This window comes from Actinoplanes couchii, assembly GCF_016862075.1.
Classification (GTDB): Bacteria; Actinomycetota; Actinomycetes; order Mycobacteriales; family Micromonosporaceae; genus Actinoplanes; species Actinoplanes couchii.
Genome location: NZ_BOMG01000104.1, coordinates 1 through 20,582 on the forward strand (window position 1 = coordinate 1; position 20,582 = coordinate 20,582).

At 74.0% G+C, this 20,582-nt stretch carries 4 protein-coding genes; 1 reads left to right on the forward strand and 3 read right to left on the reverse strand.

The window, feature by feature from the left end:
* Positions 1 to 17,662: type I polyketide synthase (locus Aco03nite_RS42085; protein ID WP_203806758.1), on the forward strand; the 17,662-nt coding region annotated here is incomplete at its 5' end.
* A gap of 61 nt (positions 17,663 to 17,723) precedes the next feature.
* Here Aco03nite_RS42085 and Aco03nite_RS42090 read toward each other — a convergent pair.
* From Aco03nite_RS42090 to Aco03nite_RS42100, 3 genes are all read right to left on the reverse strand, one after another.
* Positions 17,724 to 18,215: a 2'-5' RNA ligase family protein gene (locus Aco03nite_RS42090; protein ID WP_203806760.1), complete on the reverse strand. Its 492-nt coding sequence runs from the start codon at positions 18,213 to 18,215 to the stop codon at positions 17,724 to 17,726.
* A gap of 172 nt (positions 18,216 to 18,387) precedes the next feature.
* Entirely contained in the window at positions 18,388 to 19,845 is a 1,458-nt protein-coding gene (locus tag Aco03nite_RS42095) for a sensor histidine kinase (RefSeq protein ID WP_203806762.1), read from the reverse strand.
* Positions 19,838 to 20,515: a response regulator gene (locus tag Aco03nite_RS42100; protein WP_203806764.1), complete on the reverse strand. Its 678-nt coding sequence runs from the start codon at positions 20,513 to 20,515 to the stop codon at positions 19,838 to 19,840. Before Aco03nite_RS42100 ends, Aco03nite_RS42095 begins: the two co-directional genes overlap by 8 nt.
* Positions 20,516 to 20,582: the final 67 nt, after the last annotated feature.

Genomic DNA, 20,582 nt, shown 5'->3' on the forward strand with positions numbered 1-20,582 from the left:
CGAGGACGCCTGCACGCTCATCTCGGCCCGGGGCCGCCTGATGCAGGCCCTGCCGTCCGGTGGCGCGATGATCGCCGTGCAGGCCCGCGAGGAGGACGTCCCCCAGGGTGTCGACATCGCCGCGGTGAACGGCCCGGACGCCGTAGTCCTGTCCGGTAGGGCCGCCGCGATCAAGAAGGTTGCGCGCCGGTTCGAGCGCACCAAGCAGCTGAACGTCAGCCACGCCTTCCACTCGGTCCTGATGGACCCGATGCTCGACGACTTCCGCGCCGTGCTCGACGGCTTGACGTTCCACCGGCCCACGATGCCGCTGGTGTCGAACGTGACCGGCCGGATCGAGTCGGAGCTGTTCACCGACCCCGGCTACTGGGTCCGGCACGTCCGGGAGACGGTCCGGTTCGCCGACGGAGTCGCGGCGGCGAACGCCGACCGGCTCCTGGAGATCGGCCCCGACGCGGTGCTGTCCGCGATGGCCGAGGGTGTCCCGGCGCTGCGCCGCGACCGGGACGAGGTGGCCACCCTGCTCGCGGCCGTCGGCACGGTCTTCATCCAGGGCCAGCCCGTCGACTGGCCGGCGGTGATCGGCGCCGGCAACCGGATCGACCTGCCCACCTACCCGTTCCAGCGGCAGCGTTTCTGGCCTACCCCGTCCGGAGCGCCCGCCACGTCCGGAGCGTCCGCCGGGGACGTCGGCGCCGCCGGTCTCACCGGTGTCGCCCACCCGCTGCTCGGCGCCGCCCTGCACCGGCCCGACGACGGCGGCCTGATCCTCACCGGCCGCCTGTCCGCCACCGCCCAGCCGTGGCTGGCCGACCACACCGTGCACGGCGCGGTGCTGGTCCCCGGCACCGCCCTGGTCGAGCTGGCGCTGTGCGCCGGCGCCGAGGCGGGCGCCGCCGCCCTGGAGGAGCTGACCCTGGCCGCCCCGCTGGTGCTGACCGCCGGCGCCGCGGTGCCGGTCCAGGTCACCGTCGGCCCCGACGTGGACGGCCGGCGTACGGTCACCGTCCACTCCGGCGCCGACGACAGGTGGACCCGGCACGCCGAGGGCTTCCTCACCGTCGCCGCCCCGCCCGCGCCCGCCGACCTGACCGCGTGGCCACCGCCCGGCGCGCAGCCGGTTCCGGTCGACGGCGCGTACGACACCTTCCACCAGCTGGGCTTCACCTACGGCCCCGCCTTCCAGGGCCTGACCGCCGCCTGGCGCGACGGCGACGACATCTACGCCGAGGTGACCCTGCCGGAACCGGCCCGGGACGACGCCGCCCGGTTCGGCATCCACCCGGCCCTGCTCGACGCCTGCCTGCACGCGGTCATCCTGGGCAGCGGCGAACGGCAGACGATGATCCCGTTCGCGTGGAACGACGTCACCCTGCACACGGCCGGCGCGTCCACGGTCCGGGTCCGGCTCAGCCGCCCGGCCGACGACGCCACCGGCATCGAGGTCGCCGACCTGGCCGGCCGGGCGGTGCTGTCGGTCCGCTCGATGACCGGCCGCCCGGTCACCGCCGAGAACCTCACCGCCGACACCCCGATCCACACGATCGAGTGGCGCACCACGACGGCCCGGTCCGAGCCCGTCCCGTCGGTCGTGTTCGCGACGGCGACCCCGGAGGGCGACGTCCCGTCCGCGACGCAGGCGCTCACCCACCAGGTTCTGGCGCGCCTCCAGGAGCACCTGGCCTCGGACACCGCCGAGCGGCTGGTGGTGGTGACCTCCGGCGCGGTGGCGACGGAGCTTCCCGATGTGGCGCAGACCGCGGTGTGGGGTCTGGTGCGTGCCGCGCAGGCGGAGAACCCCGGCCGGATCGTCCTCGCTGACTCCGACGGCAGCGTCCCGGTGCAGACCGTGGACGAACCCGAGTTCGCCGTCCGCGACGGCCAGGTACTGGTCCCGCGCCTGATCCGCACCGAACCCACCGCCGACGCGCCCGAATTCGACCCGGACCGACCGGTCCTGATCACCGGCGGCACCGGCGGCATCGGCGCCGACCTCGCCCGCCGGCTGGTCACCGACCACGGCGTCCGCAACCTGCTGCTGGTCAGCCGCCGCGGTCCGGACGCGCCTGGCGCGGCAGACCTGACCGCCGAGCTGACCGAGGCCGGTGCCGAGGTCCGGGTGGTCGCCTGTGACGTCGCCGACCGGTCGGCGCTCGCGGGTCTGCTGGCGGGGGAGAACCTGACGGGTGTCGTGCATGCCGCCGGTATCGGCGACAACGGCCTGGTCACCGCGCTGACCCCGGAACGCATCGACGCGGTGCTGGCCCCGAAGGCCGACGCCGCCTGGCACCTGCACGAACTGACCGCCGACATGGACCTGGCCGCGTTCGTGCTGCTCTCCTCGGTCGGCGGGCTGGTCCTCACCGCCGGGCAGGGCAACTACGCCGTCGCCAACGTGTTCCTGGACGGACTCGCCGAGCTGCGGCACGGCCAGGGCCGCCCGGCCACCGCGATGGCGTTCGGTCTGTGGGACATGGACGCCGGACTCGGACAGCACCTCGCCGACGTGGACCGGCGCCGGATGGCCACCCAGGGCGTGCCGGTGCTCACCCGCGCCGAGGGCCTCGCCCTGTTCGACACCGCACTGCGCGCCACCGAGGCGACCGTCGCGGCCGTCCGGCTCGACACGGCCGCGCTGCGGGCCCGTACCGACGAGGTCCCGGCCCTGCTCCGCGGCCTCGCCCCGCGGATCCGCCGGGCCGCCGCGGCCACGGTGACGCCGATGCCGGCGGCCGCCGCCGAGCACCGGCAGATCCTCACCCTGGTCCGGGAGCGGGTCGCCGCGGTCCTCGGGCACGGCTCGGCGGACGCGATCGCCCCCGACCGCGCCTTCCAGGAGCTGGGCTTCGACTCCCTCGCGGCCACCGAGCTGCGCAACCAGCTCAACACCGCGACCGGGCTGCGCCTGCCGGCCACCCTGGTCTTCGACCACCCGAACGCCCGCGCGGTCACCGACGAGATCATGAGCCGTCTGGCCCCCGCCGCCGCTCCGGTCGCGCCGGTGGCCCGCGCGGCCGGCCGGTCCCGGCACGAGGAGCCGATCGCCATCGTCGGCATGGCCTGCCGGTACCCCGGCGGCGTCACCGACCCGGAGTCGCTGTGGCGTCTGGTCCGCGACGGTGTCGACACGGTCTCCGACCTGCCCACCGACCGCGGCTGGGACATCGACGGCCTGTACGACCCGGAGCCCGGCAAGGACGGCAGGAGCTACACCCGCAAGGGCAGCTTCCTGTACGACGCCGGTGACTTCGACCCCGCCTTCTTCGGCATCTCACCGCGCGAGGCCACCTACATGGACCCGCAGCAGCGTCTGCTCCTGGAGTCCTCGTGGGAGGCGATGGAGAGCGCCGGCATCGACCCGGCGACCCTCAAGGGCAGTGCCACCGGCGTGTTCGCCGGGGTGATGTACCACGACTACGCACTGAACGTGTCCCCGTCCGGCACCAGCGGCGGCAGCGTCGTCTCCGGCCGGGTGTCGTACACGTTCGGTTTCGAGGGCCCGGCGGTCACCGTCGACACGGCCTGCTCGTCGTCGCTGGTCGCGCTGCACCTCGCCGTACAGGCGCTGCGGTCCGGGGAATGTGACCTGGCCCTGGCCGGTGGCGCCACGGTGATGGCGACCCCGGGCATGTTCATCGAGTTCTCCCGCCAGCGCGGTCTCTCCGCCGACGGCCGCTGCAAGGCGTTCGCCGACTCCGCGGACGGTGTCGGCTGGTCCGAGGGTGTCGGTGTGCTGCTGGTCGAGCGGCTCTCCGACGCACAGGCCAACGGCCACCAGATCCTTGCCGTCGTACGCGGTTCCGCGGTCAACCAGGACGGCGCGTCCAACGGCATGACCGCCCCGAACGGCCCCTCCCAGCAGCGGGTGATCCGGGCCGCCCTGGCCGACGCGGGCCTCACGCCCGAGCAGATCGACGTGGTCGAGGCGCACGGCACCGGCACCACCCTCGGCGACCCGATCGAGGCGCAGGCGCTGCTCGCGACGTACGGCCAGAACCGCTCCGAGCCGCTGCGGCTGGGCACGGTGAAGTCGAACATCGGCCACACCCAGGCGGCCGCCGGTGTGGCGGGCGTGATCAAGATGGTGCAGGCCATGCGGCACGGCGAGATGCCCCGCACCCTGCACGCCGACGTCCCGTCCGGGCACGTCGACTGGACCGAGGGCGCCGTCGAACTGCTCACCGAGTCCCGCCCGTGGGACAGCGGCACCGGCCCGCGCCGGGCGGCGGTGTCGGCGTTCGGCATCTCCGGCACCAACGCGCACGTCGTCCTGGAGCAGCCGCCCGTCGCGGCACCGGTCGAGCCGATCCGCACCGGCGGCGTCCTGCCGTGGGTGCTGTCGGCCCGCTCCCCGGAGGCGCTGCGCGAGCAGGTGTCCCGGATCGCCGCGATCGACGCGGAACCGGCGGACATCGGGGCCACCCTGGCCGGCCGGTCCGCACTGGACCACCGGGCCGTGGTCGTCGGCACCACCCGCGACGAAATGCGGGCCGCACTCCGCACGGTCGAGGCCGGCACCCCGGTCGACGGCCTGCTGGCCATGATGTTCACCGGCCAGGGTTCCCAGCGCACCGACATGGGCCGCGGCCTGTACGAGCGTTTCCCGGTGTTCGCGTCCGCGTTCGACGCGGTCGTGGCCGGTCTGGACATCGACTGGGACGACCTGGACGCCACGGGTAATGCCCAGCCGGCGATCTTCGCCGTCGAGGTCGCCCTCTACCGGCTCCTGGAGTCGTGGGGGATCACCCCGGACGTGCTGCTGGGTCACTCGGTCGGCGAGATCGCGGCTGCGCACGTCGCCGGTGTCCTCTCCCTGGAAGACGCCTGCACGCTCATCTCGGCCCGTGGCCGTCTGATGCAGGCGCTGCCGTCGGGTGGGGCGATGATCGCGGTGCAGGCTCGCGAGGAGGACATCCCCGAGGGTGTCGACATCGCGGCCGTGAACGGCCCGGACTCCGTGGTGATCTCCGGCGACGCTGCCGTGGTCGAAGAGGCGGCGAGCCGTTTCGAGCGGACCAAACGCCTCAACGTCAGCCACGCCTTCCACTCGGTCCTGATGGACCCGATGCTCGACGAGTTCCGCGCGGTCGTCGAAGGACTGACGTTCCACGAGCCCACGATCGCGCTGGTCTCCAACGTGACCGGACAGGTCGAGTCGGAACTGTTCACCGACCCTGACTACTGGGTGCGGCACGTTCGCGAGACGGTCCGCTTCGCCGACGGGGTGGCCGCCGCGAACGCCGGCCGGCTCCTGGAGATCGGCCCGGACGCGGTGCTGTCCGCGATGACCGAGGGCGTCCCGGTGCTGCGCCGGGACCGGGACGAGGCCACCACGCTGCTCACCGCGGTGGGCCGGATCTGGTCCACCGGGCAGCACGTCGACTGGACCGCTATCGTCCGCGGCGCCCGGATCGACCTGCCCACCTACCCGTTCCAGCGCAAGCGGTTCTGGGTCGACGCCACCACCGGCGGCACCGACCCGGCGGCGCTCGGCCTCGGCGCCGAGGACCACCCGCTGCTCGGCGCCGCCGCCGACCTGCCCGGCACCGGTGGCCGCCTGTTCACCGGCCGGCTGTCCCTGGACGCCCAGCCGTGGCTCGCCGACCATGCCGTGCTCGGTTCCACCCTGGTCCCCGGATCCGCGCTGGTCGAGCTGGCCCTGCACGCCGGGGCCGAGAGCGGCACCCCGCACCTGGAGGAGCTGACCCTCGGCGCGCCGCTGACCCTGCCCGCCACCGGCGCGTGGCCGCTGCAGGTCACCGTCGGACCGGACGAGGACGGCCGCCGCACGGTCGCGGTGCACACCCGCCGGGACGGTGTCTGGCTGCGGCACGCCTCCGGTTTCCTCGCCACCACCGCACCCACCAGCGGGGTCACTCTCGACGAGTGGCCGCCGGCCGGAGCGCAGACGATCCCGGTGGACGACGCGTACACCGTGTTCGCCGAGCACGGCTACGCCTACGGCCCGTCGTTCCGGGGCCTGACCGCGGCCTGGCGCGCCGGCGACGACATCTACGCCGAGGTGGCCCTGCCGGAGACGGTCGCCGCCGACGCGGCCCGCTACGGCATCCACCCGGCGCTGCTCGACGCCACCATGCACGCCACCCTGCCCGGCCTGGTCGGCGATCCGGACGCCCCCACGTCCATCCCGTTCGCCTGGAACGACGTCACCCTGCACGCGGCCGGCGCCGCCGCGCTGCGGATCCGGGTGCGCCGCGCCGCCAACGGCGGCATGGCCCTGGACCTGGCCGACCCGGCCGGACAGCCGGTGCTGACCGCGGCGTCGATGGTCGGCCGCCCGGTCGCCGCCGACCAGCTCACCGCCGCCCACCCGCTGTACGCCGTCACCTGGCGCGCCGCCGCCACCGGCGACCCGATCCCCTCGATCGTCCACGAGGTGCGGACCCCGCAGGGCGATGTCCCGTCCGCGACGCGGGCGCTGACCCATCAGGTTCTGGCTCGTCTCCAGGACCACCTGGCCTCCGACACCACCGAACGCCTGGTGGTGCTGACCCACGGCGCGGTGGCGACCGAGACCCCGGACGTGGCACAGACCGCGGTGTGGGGTCTGGTGCGTGCCGCGCAGGCGGAGAACCCCGGCCGGATCGTCCTCGCCGACTCCGACGGCAGCGTCGCCGTGGAGACCGTGGACGAGCCCGAGTTCGCCGTCCGCGACGGCCGGATTCTGGTGCCCCGCCTGACCACCGTCGCGACGGACACGGCACTGCCCGAGTTCGACCCGGACCGACCGGTCCTGATCACCGGCGGCACCGGCGGCATCGGCGCTGTGGTGGCCCGTCACCTGGTCACCGACCTGAACGTCCGCCACCTGCTGCTGGTCAGCCGCAGCGGCCCGGACGCGCCCGGCGCGGCAGAGCTGGCCGCCGAACTGACCGAAGCCGGCGCTCAGGTCCGGGTGGTCGCCTGCGACGTCGCCGACCGGTCGGCGCTCGCCACTCTGCTGGCGGGGGAGAACCTGACCGGTGTCGTGCACGCCGCCGGTATCGGCGACAACGGCCTGGTCACCGCGCTCACCCCGGAGCGGATCGACGCGGTGCTGGCCCCGAAGGCCGACGCCGCCTGGTACCTGCACGAGCTGACCGCCGACATGGACCTGGCCGCGTTCGTCATGTTCTCGTCGGCCGGTGGCACCGTGCTGACCGGCGGGCAGGGCAACTACGCCGCCGCCAACGTGTTCCTGGACGCGCTCGCCGAACTGCGGCACGGCCACGGCCGCCCGGCCACCGCCATGGCGTACGCGCTGTGGGAGGTCGACGGTGGCCTGGGCGCGCTGCTCGGTGACGCCAACCGGCGGCGGATGACCGGGCTCGGCATCCCGCCGCTGACCGGCGACCAGGGCCTGGCCCTGTTCACCGCCGGGCTGCGGTCCGGGCGTCCCGCCGTCGCGCCGATCCGCGTCGACACGGCCGCCCTGCGGGCCCGCACCGACGAGATCCCGGCCCTGCTGAGGGACCTCGTCCCGGCCGTCCGCCGTACCGCCGCGGCCGTCGCCGTTGCCTCCGCACCGGTGACGGGACTGGCCGGCGAACTCGCCGGCCTCGATGCGGCCGAACGGCACCGCGCCCTTCTGCGGATCGTCCGCACCCGGGTCGCGGCCGTGCTCGGCCACGACTCGGCCGACGCCATCGCGCCCGGCCGGGCCTTCCAGGAGCTGGGCTTCGACTCCCTGGCGGCCACCGAGCTGCGCAACCAGCTGAACACCGCGACCGGGCTGCGCCTGCCGGCCACCCTGGTCTTCGACGAGCCGAACGCCGAGGCGGTGGCCCGGTTCATCGACGCCGAGCTGACCCCCGAGGGGCAGCGGGACGCCGAGACCACCGTGGTACGCCGCGCGGACCCGGCCGAACCCATCGCGATCGTCGGCATGTCCTGCCGCTACCCGGGCGGTGTCGCCTCGCCCGAGGACCTGTGGCGGCTGGTCACCGGCGGGGTCGACGCGGTCGCCGAGTTCCCTGCCGACCGCGGCTGGGACCTCGGCCCGCTGCGCACCCCCGACGGCGGTGTGTACGCCAGCACCGGCGGTTTCCTGGACGACGTCGCGGGTTTCGACCCGGCGTTCTTCGGCATCTCGCCGCGTGAGGCGCTCGGCATGGACCCGCAGCAGCGGCTCACCCTGGAACTCACCTGGGAGGCCCTGGAGCGCGCCGGGATCGACCCGACCTCGCTGCGCGGCAGCCGCACCGGCGTCTTCGCCGGCGTGATGTACCACGACTACCCGGGCGCCGACGGCAACGGCAGTGTGGTGCCCGGCCGGGTGTCCTACAGCCTCGGCCTGGAAGGGCCCTCGGTCGCGGTGGACACCGCCTGCTCGTCGTCGCTGGTCTCGCTGCACCTGGCGGTGCAGGCGCTGCGCCAGGACGACTGCACCCTGGCGATCACCGGTGGTGTCACGGTGCTGTCCACACCCGGCGTGTTCGTGGAGTTCGGGCGCCAGGGCGGCCTGTCTCCGGACGGCCGGTGCAAGTCGTTCGCCACCGCCGCGGACGGCACCGGATTCGCCGAGGGAGCGGGCTTCCTGGTTCTGGAACGGCTCTCCGACGCACAGGCCAACGGCCACGAGATCCTTGCCGTCGTACGCGGCAGCGCCGTCAACCAGGACGGCGCGTCCAACGGCCTGACCGCCCCGAACGGCCCCTCCCAGCGCCGGGTGATCAGGCACGCCCTGGCCACCGCGGGACTCGCCACGGCTGACGTGGACGCGGTGGAGGCGCACGGCACCGGCACCACCCTCGGCGACCCGATCGAGGCACAGGCCCTGCTCGCGACGTACGGCCAGGACCGTTCCGAACCGCTCTACCTGGGTTCGGTGAAGTCGAACATCGGCCACACCCAGGCCGCCGCCGGTGTCGCCGGCATCATCAAGATGGTGATGGCGATGCGCCGGGAGTTGCTCCCGGCGAGCCTGCACATCGACGAGCCGTCGTCGCAGGTGGACTGGACCACCGGCGCTGTCGAACTGCTCACCGAGGCCCGGCCGTGGCAGCGCGACGACCGGCCCCGCCGCGCCGGCATCTCCTCGTTCGGCATCTCCGGCACCAACGCGCACGTCATCATCGAGTCCGTCCCGGCGCCCGCCGCCGCACCGGAACCGGCCGGCACGGTGGTCCCGTGGGTGCTGTCCGCCCGGTCCCCGGAGGCGCTGCGCGAGCAGGCCGACCGGCTGACCACGGTGGACGCGCACCCGGCCGGCGTGGCCCGGGCCCTGACCGCCCGCGCCGCCCTGGACCATCGCGCCGTGGTCGTCGGCACCACCCGCGACGAGATCAACGCGGCCCTGCGGGCGATCGAGCCCACCGTGGCCACCGACGGCCGCCTCGCGGTGATGTTCACCGGCCAGGGTTCCCAGCGCACCGACATGGGCCGCGGCCTGTACGAGCGCTTCCCGGTCTTCGCGTCCGCGTTCGACGCGGTCGTGGCCGGCCTGGACATCGACTGGGACGACCTGGACGCCACCGGCAACGCCCAGCCGGCGATCTTCGCCGTCGAGGTCGCGCTGTACCGGCTTCTCGAATCGTGGGGGATCACCCCCGACGTCCTGCTCGGCCACTCGGTCGGCGAGATCGCGGCAGCCCACGTCGCCGGTGTCCTCTCCCTCGACGACGCGTGCACGCTGATCTCGGCGCGTGGCCGCCTGATGCAGGCGCTGCCGTCCGGCGGCGCGATGATCGCGGTCCAGGCCCGGGAGTACGACATCCCGGACGGTGTCGACATCGCGGCCGTCAACGGCCCGGACGCCGTGGTGCTGTCCGGCTCGTCCGAGGCGGTCGAGGAGGTCGCGAGCCGCTTCGAGCGCACCAAGCGCCTCAACGTCAGCCACGCGTTCCACTCCGCGTTGATGGATCCGATGCTCGGCGACTTCCGGGCGGTGGTGGCCGGGCTGACCCTCCACCAGCCCACGCTGCCGCTGGTCTCCGGTGTGACCGGACAGATCGAGACGGAGTTGTTCACCGACCCGGAGTACTGGGTGCGGCACGTCCGGGAGACGGTCCGGTTCGCCGACGCGATCGCCGCGGCCGGTCCGGCCGACCTCCTGGAAGTGGGCCCGGACGCGGTGCTGTCCGCGATGGCCGATGGCGTCGCGACGCTGCGCCGCGATCGTGACGAGGCCACCGCCCTGCTCACCGCCGTCGGCACGATCTTCACCCGGGGACGGCACGTGGACTGGTCCGCGGTGATCGGTTCCGGACACCGGGCCGACCTGCCCACCTACCCGTTCCAGCACCAGCGGTTCTGGCCCGCCGAGATGACCCTCGGCGGCACCGCGCCCGGCCTGGACGCCGCCGGTCACCCGCTGCTCAGCGGCGCGGCCACCCTGCCCGGCTCGGACGCCCTGCTGTTCACCGGCCGGCTCTCCACCGCGGCCCAGCCCTGGCTCGCCGACCACGAGATGCACGGCAGTGTGCTGCTGCCCGGCACCGCCCTGGTCGAACTGGCCCTGCACGCCGGCGCCGAGGCGGGCACCCCCGGCCTGGACGAGTTGACCCTCGCCGCGCCGCTGGTCCTGCCGGAGCGCGGGGCCGTGCAGGTGCAGGTGTGGGCCGGCGCCCCGGACCCCACCGGCCGCCGCGCGGTGACCGTGCACTCCCGCCCGGACGGCGACCCCGACGCCACCTGGACCGAACACGCCACCGGCCTGCTCGGCGCGGCCGGCACACCGCTCACCCTCGACCCGGCCCGGAGCGAGAACGCCGGCCCGGCCCGGACCGACAACCTCGGCGCTGCGGCCTGGCCCCCGCCCGGTGCGGAACCGGTGAGCGTGGACGGTGTCCACGACCGGCTCGCCGACGGCGGCTTCGTCTACGGCCCGGCCTTCCGCGGACTGCGCGCCGCCTGGCGCGACGGCGAGCACGTCTACGCCGAGGTCACCCTCCCGGACGACGCCGACCCGGCCGGTTTCGGCCTGCACCCGGCGCTGTTCGACGCCGCCCTGCACGCCCTGATGCTCGACAGCGCGACCGGCCCGGCGGGCATCCCGTTCGCCTGGCACGGCGTCACCCTGCACGCCACCGGCGCGTCCACGCTCCGGGTGCGGCTGACCCGCGACGGCGAGGGCTTCACCATCGTGATGACCGACCCGTCCGGCGCCCCGGTCGCCTCGGCCGAGTCGCTGCGCGTCCGTGCTCCGCAGGCGGTCACCGCCGACCCGCTGTACCGCCTCGACTGGGTGCCGGTTCGCCTGCCGGACACCACAGCCGACGCCACGGTGCTGGTGGTCGACGCCGGTACCGAGCCGCGTGCCGCTGTTGTGCACGCCCTCGGCCAGGTACAGGAGTTCCTGGCCGCTGAGGACGACGGTCGCCGCATGGTCATCGTGACCAGCCCCGGCGACCCGGCCGGCGCGGCCGTCTCCGGACTGATCCGCTCCGCCCAGTCCGAACACCCGGGCCGCTTCGGCCTGATCGAGACCGACGGCGACGTCCCACCGGGCGCCCTGGCCACCGACGAGCCGCGGATCGCCCTGCACGACGGCGCCGCCACCGCACCGCGCCTGGCCCGGCTCACCGCCAGCACCGGCGCGGAGCCCTGGCAGGGCACCGTACTGATCACCGGCGGCACCGGCGGCCTGGGCGCGATCATCGCCCGGCACCTGGCCACCCAGGGCGTCACCGACCTGGTCCTGGTCAGCCGCCGGGGCCCGGACGCTCCGGGCGCCGACGAACTGCCCGGCCGCGCGGTGGCATGCGACGTCACCGATCCGGATGCGGTACAGGCGCTCGTCGCCGGACTGCCGGACCTGGTCGCGGTCGTGCACGCGGCCGGAGTCTTGGACGACGGCGTCATCGAGTCGCTCACCCCGGAACGCGCCGAGGCCGTCCTGCGGCCGAAGATCGACGCGGCCCGGAACCTGCACGAGGCCGTCCGCGACCGGGACCTCGCCGCGTTTGTGCTGTTCTCCTCGGTGGCGGGCCTGTTCGGCAACGCGGGACAGGCCGCCTACGCGGCCGGTAACGCCTACCTGGATGCCCTCGCCGAACAGCGCCGCGCCGCCGGTCTCCCGGCCACCTCGGTGGCGTGGGGACCGTGGGTCGGCGGGGACGGCATGACCGCCGGGCTCACCGACGACGACGTGGCCCGGATGACCCGGGCCGGCCTGCCCCCGCTGACCGAGCAGCAGGGCCTGGCCCTGTTCGACGCGGCAGTGGTGGCCGACGCCGCGACGGTGGTCGCGGTCAAGCTGGACACCGCCGCGCTGCGGGCCCGCGGTGAGGTTCCGCCGCTGCTGCGCGGCCTGGTCCGCGGGCCGTCCCGCCGGGCTGCCGCGGCCGGCAGCGCCGACCTGATCCAGCGCCTCGCCGCGCTGGGACCGGACGAGCGCACCACGGCCCTGCTCGACGTGGTCCGCGGCCAGATCGCCCGGGTGCTCGGCCACGACGGCACCGCCGGCATCGAACCTGGCCGGGCCCTGAAGGACCTCGGCTTCGACTCGCTCACCGCTGTCGAACTGCGCAACCGGCTCGGCGCCGCCACCGGCCTGCGCCTGCCCGCCACCCTGGTGTTCGACTACCCGAACGCCACGGCGCTCGCCGCGTTCCTGCGCGACGAACTGCTCGGCACGGTCGCTGAAGCGGTCGCCCCGGTGCGGGCGCTGCCGCCGGTCGCCGACGACCCGATCGTCATCGTCGGCATGTCCTGCCGGTTCTCCGGCGGCATCACCTCACCCGAGGGCCTGTGGGAGCTGGTCCGTGACGGTGTGGACGCGGTCGGCGAGTTCCCGGCCGACCGTGGCTGGGACGTGGACAGCCTGTACAGCACCGACCGCGACGAGCCGGGTACCTCGTACACCAAGTGGGGTGGTTTCCTGCGCGACGCGGCCGGCTTCGACCCGGAGTTCTTCGGGATGAGCCCCCGGGAGGCCCTGGCCACCGACTCCCAGCAGCGCCTGCTGCTGGAGTCCACCTGGGAGGCCCTGGAACGGACCGGGATCGACCCGCACTCGCTGCGCGGCTCCCGGACCGGTGTGTTCGCCGGTGTCATGTACAATGACTACGCCAACCTGCTCGGCGGTGGTAGACACGAGGGCCACCAGGGCAGCGGCAGCGCGCCCAGCATCGCCTCCGGCCGGGTGTCCTACACGTTCGGTTTCGAGGGCCCGACACTCACCGTCGACACGGCCTGCTCGTCGTCGCTGGTCGCACTGCACCTCGGGGCGCAGGCGCTGCGGTCCGGGGAGTGTGACCTGGCGCTGGCCGGTGGTGTGACGGTGATGTCGACGCCGGGAACGTTCGTGGAGTTCTCCCGGCAGGGCGGCCTGTCCCCGGACGGGCGCTGCAAGCCGTTCGCCGACGCGGCGGACGGTGTCGGCTGGGGCGAGGGCGTCGGCATCCTGGTTCTCGAACGGCTCTCCGACGCCAAACGCAACAACCACCAGATCCTTGCTGTCGTACGCGGATCCGCGGTCAACTCCGACGGCGCGTCCAACGGCCTGACCGCCCCGAACGGCCCCTCGCAGCAGCGGGTCATCCGGCAGGCGCTCGCCTCGGCCGGCCTCGCCACCTCCGACGTGGACGTGGTCGAGGCGCACGGCACCGGCACCACGCTGGGCGACCCGATCGAGGCACAGGCGCTGCTGGCGACGTACGGCCGCGATCGTGAAATGCCTTTGCTCTTGGGCTCGGTGAAGTCGAACATCGGTCACACGCAGGCCGCCGCCGGTGTCGCCGGGATCATCAAGATGGTGATGGCGATGCGGCACGGCGTCGTCCCGCAGACCCTGCACGTCGACGCGCCCTCATCGCACGTCGACTGGGAGACCGGCGCGGTCGAGCTGGTCCGGGAGAACACCCCGTGGCCGGCCACCGCCAAGCGCCGCGCCGGGGTGTCCTCGTTCGGTATCTCCGGCACCAACGCGCACATCATCCTGGAGCAGCCCGAGCCCGCCGCGATTCACGCTGTGGAAACCTCCGGCGACCTCGTCCCCCTGGCGGTCTCGGCCAGGTCCGAGGACGCGCTGCGCGACCAGCTCGCCCGCATCGCCACGATCGACGCCGCCCCCGCGGACGTCGCCTGGTCGCTGGCCACCACCCGGGCGCTGTTCCCGCACCGTGCGGTCCGGATCGGCGACCAGTTGATCCAGGGCGCCGCCCGGACCGGCCGGACCGCCTTCATGTTCACCGGTCAGGGTTCGCAGCGCGCCGGGATGGGCCGCGGCCTGTACGAGCGTTTCCCGGTGTTCGCCTCCGCGTTCGACGCGGTCGTGGCCGGTCTGGACATCGACTGGGACGACCTGGACGCGACCGGTAACGCCCAGCCGGCGATCTTCGCCGTCGAGGTCGCCCTCTACCGGCTCCTGGAATCGTGGGGGATCGCCCCGGACGTGCTGCTGGGTCACTCGGTAGGTGAGATCGCGGCCGCGCACGTGGCCGGCGTGCTCTCCCTGGCTGACGCGTGCACGCTGATCTCCGCTCGTGGCCGTTTGATGCAGGCCCTGCCGTCGGGCGGGGCGATGATCGCGGTGCAGGCCCGTGAGGAGGACATCCCGGAGGGTGTCGACATCGCGGCGATCAACGGCCCGGACGCTGTCGTGCTGTCCGGCCCCGCTTCCGCTCTGGACAAGATCACGAGCCGTTTCGAGCGCACCAAGCGGCTGAACGTCAGCCACGCGTTCCACTCGGTGCTGATGGATCCGATGCTCGACGAGTTCCGCACGGTGGTCGAGGGACTGACGTTCCACGAGCCTGTTCTGCCGCTGGTGTCGAACGTGACCGGCCGGATCGAGTCTTCGCTGTTCGCCGACCCCGGCTACTGGGTGCGGCACGTCCGGGCCACGGTGCGCTTCGCGGACGGCCTGGCCGCCGCCGGCGCGGACCGGTTCGTGGAGGTCGGCCCGGACGGGGTGCTGTCGGCGATGGCCGGGGACGGCATCGCGACCCTGCGCCGCGACCGTGACGAGGTCACCACGCTGCTCACCGCCGTCGCCCGGGCCTGGACCGACGGTGTCCCGGTGGACCTGGCCGCCGTCGTCGGTTCCGGAAACCGGGTCGACCTGCCCACCTACGCGTTCCAGCACCAGCGGTTCTGGCCGCAGGGCTCGTCGGCGCCGGGCGGCGACGTCCGCCGGGCCGGGCTCACCGACGCCGGGCACCCGCTGCTCGGCGCGGCCCTGGAACTGCTCACCTCGGACGGCCACCTGTTCACCGGCCGGCTGTCCGCCCAGGACCAGCCCTGGGTCACCGACCACCAGATGTTCGGGACCGTCATGGTTCCCGGCACCGCCCTGGTGGAGCTGGCCCTGCACGCCGGTGCGCAGACCGGCGCTCCCGGTCTGGAGGAACTCACCCTGGCCGCGCCGATGACGCTGCCCGAGCGGGGCGCCCTGCAGACCCGGGTCAGCGTCGGCGCGGCCGACGACACCGGCCGCCGCCCGGTGGCCGTGCACTCCCGGCCGGAGAACGACCCGGACGGTGTGTGGACCGAACACGCGAACGGTGTCCTCGGCGTGGCGGGCGAGCCGGAGACGTTCACCGTCACCGGCGACGAGATCGACCTGACCGGCGCGTACGAGAGCCTGGCGGACAACGGCTTCGGCTACGGCCCGGCCTTCCGCGGCCTGCGCACGCTCCGGCGCGACGGCGACGACCTGTTCGCCGAGGTGACCCTGCCCGACGACGGCGACGCGGACCGGTACGGGCTGCACCCGGCGCTGTTCGACGCCTGCCTGCACGCCGTCATGGTGGCCGGCGGCGACGGGCCGTCCGGGGTGCCGTTCGCGTGGCGTGGTGTCACCCTGCACGCCGGGGGAGCGTCCACGGTCCGGGTCCGGTTGCGCCGCGACGGCGACAGCCTGACCCTGGCGGTCACCGACCCGGCCGGCACACCGGTCGCCACGGTGGAGTCGCTGGTCACCCGGCCGCTGGAGGCGGGCGTGACGAGCACCCGCGACCTGTACACCGTGGAACGGGTCGCCGTCGCGCCGGTATCCGGGGCCGGGACCGAATCGGTGGCCGTCCTCGGCGCCGAGCCGTTCGCGGACCTGCACGCCAAGGCGTACGCCGATCTGAACGCCCTGGCCGAGTCCGGAGTGCCCGACGTCATCGCGGTTCCGGTCACGGCGAGCCCCGACGGGGTGCACGCCGAGACCGCCCGGATCCTGGCACTGCTGCAGGAGTGGCTGGCCGACGACCGGTTCACCGCGACCCGGCTGGCCCTGGTCACCCAGACCGGTGACCTGGCCGGAGCGGCGGTGCGTGGTCTGGCCCGCAGCGCCCAGTCGGAGAACCCCGGCCGGATCCTGCTGGTGGAGCTGGATGGCGGCATCCTCACCGCCGCGGCGTTCGGCACCGGCGAGCCGCATCTGATCCTGACCGCCGAGGGTTCGTACGCCCCGCGCCTGGCCCGGGTCGCCGCGGTGGAGCCGGAGCCGATCCAGTGGCGGGGAACCGTGCTGATCACCGGCGGCACCAGTGGCCTGGGCGCGGTCGTGGCCCGGCACCTGGCCGCTCAGGGCGTCACCGACCTGGTCCTGGTCAGCCGCCGTGGCCCGGACGCTCCGGGCGCGGACGAGCTGCCCGGCCGGGCGGTGGCCTGCGACGTGACCGATCCGGCAGCGGTCGACGCTCTGGTCGCGAGCCTGCCCGAACTGCGGGCGGTCGTGCACTCGGCGGGTGTCCTCGACGACGGGGTAATCGGTTCGCTGACCGCCGAGCGCCTGTCCGGGGTGCTGCGGCCGAAGGTGGACGCGGCGTGGAACCTGCACCGGGCCACCGCCGGCCGCGAGCTGGACGCGTTCGTGCTGTTCTCGTCGATGGCGGGCCTGCTCGGCAATCCCGGGCAGGCGAGCTACGCGGCCGGCAACGCGTTCCTGGACGCCCTCGCGACCGAACGGGCCGCACAGGGCCTGCCGGCGACCGCGCTGGCCTGGGGCCCGTGGGAGAGCACCGGCGGGATGACCGGGACGTTGAGCCAGGACGAGGTCGCCCGGATGGCGCGTGGCGGCATGCCGCCGCTCACCGTCACGCGGGGCCTGGAACTGTTCGACGCCGCCCTGGCCACCGGCGCGGCGGTGGTCGCGCCGGTCCGCCTGGACACGGCCGCGCTGCGGGCCCGCGGGGACGTTCCCGCGCTGCTCGGCGGCCTGGTCCGGACCCCGGTCAAGCGGGCCGCCGCCACCGGCGACGGCGGCGCCGACCTGGTCCGCCGCCTCACCGGCAAGCCGGTGCCGGAGCAGCGGGAGATCCTGCTGGACCTGGTGCTGACCGAGGCGGGCGCGGTGCTCGGCCACAGCGGTGCGGAGCGGATCGCCGCGGACCGGGCGTTCCAGGACCTCGGGTTCGACTCGCTGACGTCGGTGGAGCTGCGCAACCGCCTGACCGCCCGGACCGGGGTGCGGCTGCCGGCCACGCTGCTGTTCGACTACCCGACCCCGGACGAGCTGGTCACCCACCTGCACGCGCAGGTGGCCCCGGCGCCGGTGTCCGGCGGCGACGCCCTGCTGGCCGACCTGGAGAAGATGGAACGGCTTCTCACCGAGATCACCGTCTCCGAACAACAGCACGAGCAGATCGCCGGCCGCCTGGAGGTGCTCCGCACCAGGTGGAGCGGCCTGCGGTCGGCAGACGCGACAACCGAGAAGACGTTCGACTTCGACGCGGCCTCCGACGACGACGTCTTCGACCTGCTCGACAACGAGCTGGGCCTGTCCTGACCGCTGAAGCCGGCGTGGTCGATCCCGGCCACGCCGACTTCGGCGCCCTCCGCCACCGGCTTCACGGACCGCATGAAGGGTCCAGATCAACGACTGTTCGGGTACGCGAGTCGTAGCTTCGCGCCGCGACGAGGTGCCCACGTGCCGGCGGTTCGCCCGCGAACAGGTCCAGTGCGGCGGCCCGCTGCTCCTCGGGCATCCGCAGGGCCAGGCTGACGTGCGGCACCCACTGCGGGGGCGGAGGCCACGGCTCGGGATCCGCCAGCGCCGAAACGACCTCGTGGTGCAGGTCCCGCAGACGGGCCGTCGCGGTCACCCCGAGCACCAGCGCCCGCCCGAGCATCCGCACCGGCCCCAGCTCCACCGGGATCGGCAGCGGGAGCGGCCGCAGCCCGGCGAGCGACGCGGCGGTGACGACGGTCAGGTGCGGCCGGTTCGTCGGATGCGGGTGTGCTGCGAGGCTGGCCAGGCCGGCGTCGCGCAGGCGCCGCCACCATCCGCGTACGTGCCGATCGAGATCGTCGTCCAGCAGCAACTCGACCGTGTGTGTCACGTCGTCAGTCCCCGGGTGACAGACCGGCCGTCGAGCGGGAATCGCAGCTCCGGCAGCACGGTGACCGATTCCTGGCCAGCGGCGATGATCATGGAGGAAGGGTAGGCGGCCCGCGAAGATCGAGGCCGCCGCCGACGCGCTCGGCGATGCGGAAGTCCCGCCGGCGGGACGATCAACGGGCCGGCAGGTGCAGGACGAAACGGCCGCCGGGGGCGTCGCCCACTTCGAGGCTGCCGTGGTGGGCGGCGGTGATGGTCCGGGCGATCGCCAGGCCGAGCCCGGTGCCGCCGCTGTCGCGGGCGCGGGCGTCGTCGAGGCGGGTGAACGGCTGGAAGATCCGTTCCCGGTCCTCCGGGGCGATACCCGCGCCGTCGTCGAGAACCTCGACGGTCACCCGGTCGCCGGCCGCCGCCACGGTGACGGTCACCGTGGCGTTCGCGTGCCGGCCGGCGTTGTCCAGCAGGTTGCGCAGCAGCCGTTCCAGTTGGCGCCGGTCCCCGTCGACCATCGCCGGTCCGGTGAGCTCGGCGGTGAACTCCGGCCCGGCGGTCCGCCGGTACTGCCGTTCGGCGACCTGTTCCTCGACGATCGCGGCCAGGTCGACGGCGGCCGGTGGCCGGGTCTCGGCCCGGTCCAGCCGGGCCAGCAGCAGCAGATCGTCGGTGAGATCCTGCAGCCGCAGCGCCGAGGACAGGACGACGTCGAGGTCGGCCGACGCGGTGGCGGCCCGGGCCACCTCGGCCGTGTTGCGCAGCGCCGCCAGGGGAGTGCGCAGCTCGTGGGCGGCGTCCGCGACAAAACGCCGTTGCCTGGTGACGGCGTCCTCGAGCCGGTCCAGGGTGGCGTTCGTCGTCTCGGCCAGGACGGTGATCTCGTCGCCGGTGTCCGGGACCGGTACCCGCCGGTCCAGGTTCGCCGACGTGATCGCGGCCAGTTCGGCGCTGATCGCCTCGACCGGTTTCAGGGCCCGGCCCACCGAGAACCAGGCGACCCCGGCGATCAGCGCCATCGACAGGGGCAGCGCCACCCCGAGGAGCGGGTCGACGGCGCCGGTGGCGGCCTCGGCGCCGTCCGTCGGCACCAGCACGTAGTAGGCGACCCGGCTCGGTTCGACCGCGGGATCGTACGACCTGCTGCCGTCCGGGCCGTCCACGACCGGTGGCTCCAGCAGGGTTCGCCCGTCGGTGCCGGTCCAGACGTAACCGACGACGAACGTCCGCTCCACGCCGTCGACGGTCGCCGTCGACCAGGTGATGCCGTTCTTCGGGCCGCGGAGGCCGGACCCCAGCCGGACCGGGTTGACCTGCTGCAACAGCGGGTCGGGTGTCACCACCGGTGCGCTCGTGTCGGTGGCCCGGCGGTTGACGTCGGTCGCCCGGATCCGGTCGCCGAGGTCGACCGCGATCCACCGGGCGCCCTCGAAGGCGGCCATCCGCTCGTCGCTGCCCGAGGCGTGCGCGACGGCGAGGTCGTTCACCCGGGACGCGGTCTGCACGACCGATGCCTGGAAACTGTTGGCGTACAACTCGTCGCGCAGCCACAACGCGCCCGCTCCGAAGCAGATCGCGGCCGCCGCGGTCGCCGCCACGGTGGTGCGGGCCCGGGTGGACCGCGGGATCCGCCTACTCATCGACGTCCACCAGCCGGTACCCGGCACCACGGACCGTTTGGATGCTGCGGCGCCGGAACGGCAGATCGACGCGGCGGCGCAGAGCCGACACGTACACCTCGATGATGTTGATGTCGCCGTCGAACGCCATGTCCCAGACCTCGTCGATGATCTCGGTCTTGCTGACCACCTCCCCGGCCCGGCGGGCGAGCGTGGCCAGCACCGCGAACTGCTTCTCGGTCAGCGGGATCTCGGTGCTGCCCCGCAGACAGCGCCGCCGGGCCGGATCGAGCACCAGGTCGCCGACGCGTAGTTCGCTGGAGGCGGGCCCCGGCCGGCGCCGCAGCAGCGCCCGGAGCCGGGCCAGCAGCACGACGTGCGAGAACGGTTTGGTCAGGTAGTCGTCGGCGCCGGTGTCCAGAGCCTCGGCCTCGTCGTACTCCCCGTCCTTGGCGGTGAGCACCAGGATCGGGGCGGTGAGGCCGGCCTCCCGGATGCGGGCGCACAGCTGGAAGCCGTTCAGCCCGGGCAGCATCAGGTCGAGGACGAACAGGTGGTAGCGATGCAGCTGGGCCATGGTCCAGCCGTCCCGCCCGTCGTGGGCGACGTCGACCGCGTAACTCTCCCTCTGCAGGCCGGCCCGCAGCGACGCGGCCAGGTCACGCTCGTCCTCGACCAGCAGTATTCGCACGGGCCACATGATGCCAGGCACCGGCGTACCGAACCTGAAGCGATCTTCAGGAGGTTTAAGGGTCGCT

Bases quoted from the DNA above. Each gene is read 5' to 3' on its own strand.
- Aco03nite_RS42095 (WP_203806762.1), bottom strand. From the start codon at position 19,845: ATGAGTAGGCGGATCCCGCGGTCCACCCGGGCCCGCACCACCGTGGCG.